This window comes from Nostoc sp., from assembly GCF_036917155.1.
Lineage (GTDB): Bacteria > Cyanobacteriota > Cyanobacteriia > Cyanobacteriales > Nostocaceae > Nostoc.
On record NZ_JBALDZ010000241.1, the window covers coordinates 45,009 to 53,396 of the forward strand.

Below are 8,388 nucleotides of genomic sequence, written 5' to 3' on the forward strand. Positions count from 1 at the left end.
CCAGAAATGTTGCGTTACACTGTGGGAGCTTGCTACGTTCCTCAACCGAACCTACACAGTTGAAGGTTTTTGGCGCTAACTTAACTGTATTGCTATTTTCCTCCTGCCTCCTGCCTTCTCTTGTAAAATTATAAAGAATCGTCAAAATGTAATCATGTCAGCTATTCAAACAACAGTGGTTCTTGCCATGACGGCTGATGGAAAGATTAGCGCCGTAGATCCTAAAGCACCCCGTGATTCTGATGCAGATGATCAAGCACACATGGAGCATCAAGTCTCCTTTGCTGATTTAATCCTGGTAGGAGCAGGCACAATTCGGGCTGAGGGAGGAACTTTTACAATTCGCAATCCCGAACTGTTGGCAGCACGCGAGGTTCGGGGTCAGCCTCCCCAACCCATTACTTGCGTTGTCTCAGGTTCTCTTGACCTATCGCTGGATTTGCCTTTTTTAAGCCAGGACATTAAGCGATGGATATTCACCACACGGACTGCTTTGGAGCGCAGTTCTGATACCAAAGCCTTGCAAAAATTGGTTGAATTGATTGATTTGGGAGATACGTGCGATTCGTTGTTTAGTGAATCACGGTAATCAGTCCGTACATAACTAAGCCAGCCTGAGAGCAGATTACTGTCATCAAAAGGCTGAACTCTCGGTCAGATGCAAGTGTAAGCCTTGCCATTCAGACTCAGAATTGACTCCTTATCTGCCCACACCGAACAAGCTCGGTTCTTGTAGAGTGAAGCTGGGAACAGGGCGCAATCAGACGACCGTTGCGGGTTGACACTGGTGCTAACAGGGAGTTCCTATGATGAAACCGAGCCTATAAAAGCGACTTACCAAAAGACAGGGCGCAACTCAAAATCCCCTGATCTCACTGGAGTTCATTCCCGCCGTATCCTGTATTTAATAGCGGCAAAGAGTCTAGGGAATCCAGTAGTCGAATTGGCTACATCTAACGGAACAATCAATCTCTCCGAGGGAACGAATAAAAACTAATTGTGGGTCTTGAGACAGTCGAATCTCAGGTAGACCAGACGAGCGGAGGAATCCCCACAGTTAGGGTAGGACAGTCCGTAATTGGACTGAGGTGTTCAGAAAATACAAACTCCAGAAGAGAAAATGATTAGACACAGTAAACATACTAGTGAATCTTGGAGAGCTTTACCGTGGAAGAAATTCCGCCGAAATCTTTTCCGCCTTCAAAAGCGCGTATTTAAAGCGGTTCAAGTTGGAGACAAGCGGAAAGCTCGGTCACTCCAAAAGCTTATTCTCAAATCAACCTCGGCTCGATTTCTTGCAATAAGACTTGTATCTCAGCTAAATGCTGGTAAAAAGACGGCTGGTATTGATGGGAAAAAATCGCTCTCATTTGAAGAACGCTTCAACCTTGAAGAATTACTGAAAATGAATAGTAGAAATTGGAAACATCAAGGACTACGGGAAATCCCCATCCCTAAGAAGGACGGGACTACCAGAATGCTTAAGATACCCACCATCGCGGATAGGGCTTGGCAATGCCTAGCAAAATACGCACTCGAACCAGCACACGAAGCCACTTTCCACGCTAGGAGTTACGGGTTCAGAACTGGGCGCTCTGCCCACGATGCACAAAAGTACATCTTTAATAACCTCCGCTCTGCTTGCAATGGAATAGAGAAACGAGTTATAGAACTCGACATCGAAAAATGCTTCGATAGGATTAACCACTCAGCAATTATGGATGAACTCATTGCCCCTTTTGGCTTAAAACTCGGAATATACCGATGCCTCAAGGCAGGAGTCAACCCAGAATTCCCTGAACAAGGAACACCCCAAGGGGGAGTGGTCAGCCCCCTACTAGCTAACATTGCGCTCAACGGGATTGAGGGTATACACAGATACCATAAGAATTTAGGATACAGAATCACTGATAAAACCCTAGCCAGTGATATTACTGAACCATCAATCCGATACGCGGATGATATGGTTATTATACTCCGACCCGAAGATGATGCAATAGAGATACTTGAAAGAATCAGCGAGTTTCTCCGCAAACGCGGAATGAATGTAAGCCAAAAGAAAACCAAAGTTACCGCCGCGACAGATGGGTTTGACTTCCTCGGCTGGCACTTTCAAGTCCAGAAAAACGGAAAGTTCAGATGCAGTCCCTCAGTGGATAACTTCAAAGCATTTCGTAAGAAGGTAAAACACATCGTCAACAACTCGAATTATGGTGCTACCACAAAGGCTCTTGAATTAGCCCCGGTAGTTAGAGGGTGGAGAAATTACCATAAGTTCTGCAAGATGGACGGGTCAAGAAACTCGTTATACCACATTGAAAAAAGAGCTTACACAGTATTCAACAAGGAAACTAATCAAAATCGCAACTCTAGCAAGAAATTACTAGACAAAGCATTCCCAAAGGTTCCTTACTCCGAAAACAAACACATTTCTGTCAAGGAAACTAAATCACCTTACGACGGAGATACAGCCTACTGGAGCGAACGTAACAGTAAACTCTATTACGGCGAAACCTCTAAAGCTCTTAAGAAGCAAAGCCATAGATGTGCTTCCTGTGGTCTGAACTTCATCGATGAGGAACGGGTTCACCTACATCACGTCGATGGAAACCACATCAACCGGAAGAAAAATAATCTTGAAGCAATTCATGAGAGTTGCCACGATTACAAACACATGAGCAAAAGCGTAAGCTAAGAACATCGGAAGCTGGGTGCGGTGAAAATCGCACGCCCAGATTTAACTGAGAGGTGCGGGAGATAATACTCCCCATCGACTCAACCAGACCTGAATTGGGATCGGGCTTACAGCTTGATGGCAGAGCGGGGTATTCATAAAGTCGTTGCTTTGGGAGGCGGCTCTTTAACAGCTTCTTTAGTAAAAGCAGGGCGAATTGACGATTGGTGGTTGACTATTTGGCCGGTTATTTATGGAGGAAAGTACGCTCCTAGCCCAGTTGAGGGAGAGGGTTTTATTCCTAGTGCTGCTCCTCATCTTCAGCTCGTCGAAACTCGTCAAGTTGGAAGTCAGTTGTTTTTACACTATCGGATACTCAAGTGAGAATGTGCTGTTAGAATTCACAATCCCCACCCTACTAAGAGTTGAGGGTGGGGACTTCCGCGATATGTTAAGGATTTTGATGGGGGGTAGGGGGAAAGGTATAAACCTCGCCCCACTTTTAAGAGATGCTACGCGAAGATGGGTGGACAGGGATAGTCGCCCCGTCGCTTGGGGTATTGGGCAAGGATATTGGTAACTTCTTCACCATACCCCATGCCCAAAAACTATATCCCCCTTGTGGGTAGAGTTATCGTAAATTAAAGGGTTTAAGAACCTGCAATCTACATGTAGCACCCATTTTAGTCGGGGTTTAAATCCCCGTATGAAATGTCTTTAATTTTGAATTTTGAATTTTGAATTGTTAATGACTTGGTTTTATTAACCAGGGGGCCAATCCAACTGCCGTCCTCCTAAAATATGTAAATGTAAGTGATGGACTGTTTGACCACCGTCATCACCATTGTTGATAACAACTCGATAACCATTTTTTAGTCCCGCTTCTTCTGCAACACGTTTGACGGTTAACAAAAGATGACCCAACAAACCATGATCCTCTGATTCAGCATCAGCTAGTGTAGCCAGGGGTTTTTTGGGAATGACCAGGATATGAATCGGCGCTTGGGGATGGATGTCTTTAAATGCCAGGGCCAAATTATCCTCATAAACAATATCAGCGGGAATTTCCCGACTAATGATTTTGCTGAAAATCGTTTCTGTAGTTTCACTCATGCCAATTTACCTACTCATCTCTTGAAGATTTTATATTAGACAGATGGGTAAAAATGATGTAGGCAGAATACCCTGCGGGAAGCCGCTCCGCGTCTACATGAATTCTGCCTACGAAGGATTGCGAGCAACGTATAATTAATTTTTGAAGATGGCTATTTGCTACATAGCGATCGCAGTCATGAATGCTTGAATTACTTAAATAAGCAAGCATTTAGAGAAAATGAGTCAGCAAACTCCGGTTTGCTTATTAAAATCGACTTAATTCATCAAAATCTATCTACCTTTCTGGAACGTTATGGCGCTTCTGGTATGAAGCTAGACAATTGCAGCTAGCGACTTCTCCAGTGTTCTTTAACTCGCGTAGTTCTTACCCTAGATAATGTTCAGCTATTTTGGTTGATTAGGGCGATTTTCTTGGGGAGAAGTTCCACCATCGCCAGGAGGATGAGGTGGAATACCTAGTGCGTCGATCAACTGTTGTTCAGTGACACCAAGCTTTGCGGCTGCGGCTTTCAAATCAGGTCTGGGTGGACGCTGACTGCGATCGCCTTGATTTGGAGGATTAGCAGGAAATCCCAAGGCAGCCTTTAACTGTGCTTCTGTAACTCCTAACTTGGCGGCTGCGGCTTTCAAATCAGGTCTGGGTGGACGCTGACTGCGATCGCCTTGATTTGGAGGATTAGCAGGAAATCCCAAGGCAGCCTTTAACTGTGCTTCTGTAACTCCTAACTTGGCGGCTGCGGCTTTCAAATCAGGTCTGGGTGGATGCTGACTGCGATCGCCTTGATTCGGAGGATTAGCAGGAATTCCCAACGCAGCCTTTAACTGTGCTTCTGTGACTCCTAACTTGGTGGCTGCGGCTTTCAAATCAGGTCTGGGTGGATGCTGATTGCGATCGCCTTGATTCGGAGGATTAGCAGGAAATCCCAAGGCAGCCTTTAACTGTGCTTCTGTAACTCCTAACTTGGCGGCTGCGGCTGCGAAATCAGGTCTGGGTGGATGCTGACTGCGATCGCCTTGATTCGGAGGATTAGCAGGAAATCCCAAGGCAGCCTTTAACTGTGCTTCTGTGACTCCTAACTTGGCGGCTGCGGCTGCAAAATCAGGTCTGTGTGGATGTGGCTGTTCGTTCGATGGTTGATTGGGCGGTTGTTGCACCTGTGCTATTTGATCGAATTGATTAGCGGCATTTGCTTGGTTGAGTGAAATAAAACCAAATGTGCCAACTAGAACAGGAATTGCTGTTACTGCTAGAAGTTGACGAATATTCATCATTAAATCTCCAAAAGTTTATGTTTCTAATGAAATCATCTCAAAATGACAGTCTGCCCTCTTTTTGAATTACAGTTTTGTAATTTGAGTCAGGAATTCTCTGAGAATATCATGGCTGAGGGCAAGATGAAATGCAATGGTGCTTCTATTAACGGTTATTGTGTTCTACTCGGTTTTGAACCGCGCCCTGATTATGAGGTTGGGGAGAATGCTTTTGCTGATGTGGACGAAGTTTAGAATGCCTGATTTGTAGTTTATTTGAGCTACCTCAAAATTACAGCTTGCCTATTTTATAAATTACAAAACTGTAATTTAAACAGAAAATAATGAATTTAAAATGGAACAATATGTGAACTCATAAATACTTGTGAACGTTCTATTTGTCGAAGATGAAGCGAAAATTGCTAACTTTGTCCGGGCTGGGCTGAAGGAGCAGGGATTTGTTGTAGACTACTGCGATAACGGTGATGAAGGATATCTGCGGGCATTAGATAACGAATATGATGTGATTTTACTCGACATTATGATGCCGGGAAAAGATGGACTATCGATTCTAAAACTATTGCGGCGGCAAGGTCGGAATACTCCAGTAATTTTGTTGACGGCTCGGAATGAACTAGACGATCGCTTGCAAGGACTAAATTTGGGAGCCGATGACTATATTGCCAAACCGTTTTTTGTGGAAGAGTTAGTCGCTAGAATTCATGCCGTTGTGCGTCGGAGTGTGAGCGAACGCCAAAATGTACTTGGCGTTGGGCCGATTAAACTCGATCGCATCACTAGGGAAGTCACTTGTAATCACCAGGCGATAGAACTCACCAGCCGCGAGTTTAATCTTCTAGAATATCTGATGCGCTCTCCCGGACGGGTTTTCACTCGGACTCAAATTCTAGAACACGTTTGGGGTTACGACTTTAACCCCAACACCAACGTTGTGGATGTTTGCATTCAGCGAATTCGTAAAAAAATTGACCCCATTGATGAAGCAGTCTGGATTGAAAGCATTCGAGGGGTTGGATACCGATTTCGCAAGCCAGATTCTTCCTTATGAAACTCCCTTCCTTTCGACTCCGCCTTGCTCTGTTGTCTGCGGCTCTAGCTGGAAGCACATTAGTTGGATTTGGTGCAATTTCCTGGTTGCAGATTTACAATGCTAAGACTAGCCGCCTGGATGCAGAACTATTAAATCAATTGATGCGGGCAACTCCGAACTTGCCTCAACGACAGGAACCTCCCGTTCTCGGAAGTTTTTTCTAATCAGGCGTAGGCCTAGCCCGTCGTAGACATCACTCGCGATGGCAATCTTACGAAGATTCATTATCTTATACTTTTGGAACTAATACAAAAACCCCCGTCGCCGTTCTGGTGCTTGATTCAAACGGCAATATACTTTATCAATCAAACTCCTTACCTGCCGATCTTGAGGTGAATCGTCTGTTGCTGGCGCGTCTCCAGTTGACACCTCTACCACCACCCCCGAAGAGAGAACCACCTTTACCCTCCAATACAAATCCATCCTTCGAGCCGCCGCCGCCGATTCGTCCACGCCCACCTCAACTTGTCACCGAACAGACGGCAAAAGCAGTCTGGCGGATTGGGGTCACTAAATTTCCCAATGCTCAGATCGCCATTGCCGTTAGCTTACAAGCCGTCGATCAAGAGATGGCTACCATTCGCAATATTTTTCTGGTTTCAATTCCGGGAGCGCTGTTGCTAGTTGCAGTGGGAGCATGGTTAGTTTCTGGTGGTGCTTTGCGTCCTATCCGTCAATTAACAGGCGTAATTCAACAGGTGACTGTCAAAGGGTTAGATCAGCGGATTCCCATTGGAACAACTGATGTGGAATTTGTCGAACTGATTCAAGTGTTTAACTTGATGCTGGAACGCTTGGAACGCAGTTTTACGCAAGCTTCCCGCTTTAGTGGTGATGCGGCTCATGAACTGAAAACCCCACTAACTATTTTACAAGGCGAACTCGAACGAACACTACAACAGGTTGATTCCGGTAGTGAAGTGCAACAACGCTTAAGCAACCTGTTGGATGAGGTGCGCCGCCTGAGTGGAATTATGCGGAAACTCTTGTTACTATCTCTGGCAGATGCAGGAAAAATGAGCTTGTATCTGGTTGAGGTAGATATGTCTGAGTTGCTCATGGAGATGCTAGAAGATGTGGAAATGCTAGCTCCCCAGTTGACTGTGCAAACTGACTTCACTGATGGACTGCGGGTAAAAGGCGATCGCGATCTTTTAATTCAAGTTTTGCAAAACCTGTTCAGTAATGCCATCAAATACAATCTTCCCAACGGCTGGATAAAAATTCACACTGATCAAACTCTAGCAACCCTCAATGTAACCATTGTCAATGCATCTCAAGATATTCCAGTGAGCGATCGCCTACGTATTTTTGACCGCTTCTATCGCGGCGATCCCTCACGTAACCGCAAAATAGAAGGAATTGGACTAGGACTCAGCCTATCCCGTGAAATTGCCCGCGCCCATCGTGGCGATCTCACCCTTGACTCAACATCTTCTGGTCAAACAGCGTTTACTCTCACTTTACCGGTGAAGTTTTGAAGGAGAAGGCTTTACGCTCGCTAGGGAAACTTGCTCAAAAGTAATGCGATCGCGTGTATTGAGAACGAACAGCATACTCCTAGTACAAGAAGGCAAAAGTAAAAAGAAAGAGTGCTTATTTTGTAAGCTTTCTGGCTATTTTGAATGGGTGGTTTATTTACGCCGTGTTGTACTAGTAGTCTGTCAATAAATAATTGATCGATAGATTCTTTGTAGAGACGGCGATTCATCGCATCTCTTGTCTTAAGCGAACAATATTGGGGTTTTGACACTCTCAGGGCTGAAGCCACTGAGATTCTTTAATCAAAGACGTTGCTTACTCAGGCAGGATTACTCCAACCTGGATAGAGGCATCATCTCCTAAAGCGTTGTTTGCGTCTAGCGCAAAGGTTCCGGTATGCCCTACCGTACCCAATCCCCGACTAAGGATGTTTCTAGCTGCGTTTTCATCCCTGTCCATTACACAACCACATTTACAAACATGGGTTCGAGTGGATAGTGTTTTCTTAACAACTTCACCGCAACTAGAGCATTCTTGACTCGTGTATTGTGGATTAACTGCTACTGTCACCCGTTTAAATACAAGTCCGAAGTACTCAATCCAAACACGAAACTGATACCAAGATGCGTCATTAATGGACTTGGCTAAACAATGATTTTTCGTAACCGTTCACAGGGGTAATTAGTTGCTGAAATCAGGCAAAATAGAATGGGTGAAGGGGTTACAGCAATTAAAGGCAGAAGTTAATCCATGA

Annotated in this window: 7 protein-coding genes and 2 pseudogenes; 6 read left to right on the plus strand and 3 right to left on the minus strand. The window is 44.9% G+C overall.

The annotated features are described in order from the left end of the window. Window positions 1–154 precede the first annotated feature (154 nt). From V7K67_RS32550 to V7K67_RS32560, 3 genes are all read left to right on the plus strand, one after another. Window positions 155–589: a RibD family protein gene (locus V7K67_RS32550; protein ID WP_335170121.1), complete on the plus strand. Its 435-nt coding sequence runs from the start codon at window positions 155–157 to the stop codon at window positions 587–589. A 531-nt stretch (window positions 590–1,120) separates the two neighbouring features. Continuing rightward, complete coding sequence (locus V7K67_RS32555; RefSeq protein WP_335170123.1) at window positions 1,121–2,695, plus strand: group II intron reverse transcriptase/maturase; 1,575 nt, start codon at window positions 1,121–1,123, stop codon at window positions 2,693–2,695. A 90-nt stretch (window positions 2,696–2,785) separates the two neighbouring features. Then, complete coding sequence (locus tag V7K67_RS32560; RefSeq protein WP_442943986.1) at window positions 2,786–3,058, plus strand: RibD family protein; 273 nt, start codon at window positions 2,786–2,788, stop codon at window positions 3,056–3,058. 378 nt (window positions 3,059–3,436) lie between these two features. Here the strand turns inward: V7K67_RS32560 and V7K67_RS32565 are convergent, their stop codons facing one another. Together V7K67_RS32565 and V7K67_RS32570 are read right to left on the minus strand one after the other, a co-directional pair. Further along, entirely contained in the window at window positions 3,437–3,787 is a 351-nt protein-coding gene (locus V7K67_RS32565; RefSeq protein ID WP_334705770.1) for a histidine triad nucleotide-binding protein, read from the minus strand. Between the two features lie 387 nt (window positions 3,788–4,174). After that, a complete protein-coding gene (locus tag V7K67_RS32570; protein ID WP_335170127.1) occupies window positions 4,175–5,062 on the minus strand; it encodes a hypothetical protein in 888 nt (295 codons plus the stop codon). Between the two features lie 42 nt (window positions 5,063–5,104). Between V7K67_RS32570 and V7K67_RS32575 the strand changes: the two genes are divergently transcribed. From V7K67_RS32575 to V7K67_RS32590, 3 genes and pseudogenes are all read left to right on the plus strand, one after another. Further along, the gene (locus tag V7K67_RS32575) at window positions 5,105–5,296 is read left to right on the plus strand and encodes a hypothetical protein (protein WP_334729518.1); all 192 of its coding nucleotides are present in this window, start codon (window positions 5,105–5,107) and stop codon (window positions 5,294–5,296) included. 130 nt (window positions 5,297–5,426) lie between these two features. Then, a complete protein-coding gene (locus V7K67_RS32580; RefSeq protein WP_334705767.1) occupies window positions 5,427–6,110 on the plus strand; it encodes a response regulator transcription factor in 684 nt (227 codons plus the stop codon). Further along, window positions 6,107–7,633 (plus strand): annotated as a pseudogene (locus tag V7K67_RS32590) (ATP-binding protein). Before V7K67_RS32580 ends, V7K67_RS32590 begins: the two are co-directional and overlap by 4 nt. Before the next feature lie 316 nt (window positions 7,634–7,949). Here the strand turns inward: V7K67_RS32590 and V7K67_RS32595 are convergent. Next, a pseudogene (locus V7K67_RS32595) lies at window positions 7,950–8,300 on the minus strand (RNA-guided endonuclease InsQ/TnpB family protein); the annotation flags it as partial. Window positions 8,301–8,388 lie beyond the last annotated feature (88 nt).

Bases quoted from the DNA above. Each gene is read 5' to 3' on its own strand.
- V7K67_RS32550 (WP_335170121.1), top strand. From the start codon at position 155: ATGTCAGCTATTCAAACAACAGTGGTTCTTGCCATGACGGCTGATGGA.
- V7K67_RS32555 (WP_335170123.1), top strand. From the start codon at position 1,121: ATGATTAGACACAGTAAACATACTAGTGAATCTTGGAGAGCTTTACCG.
- V7K67_RS32565 (WP_334705770.1), bottom strand. From the start codon at position 3,787: ATGAGTGAAACTACAGAAACGATTTTCAGCAAAATCATTAGTCGGGAA.
- V7K67_RS32570 (WP_335170127.1), bottom strand. From the start codon at position 5,062: ATGATGAATATTCGTCAACTTCTAGCAGTAACAGCAATTCCTGTTCTA.
- V7K67_RS32575 (WP_334729518.1), top strand. From the start codon at position 5,105: ATGACAGTCTGCCCTCTTTTTGAATTACAGTTTTGTAATTTGAGTCAG.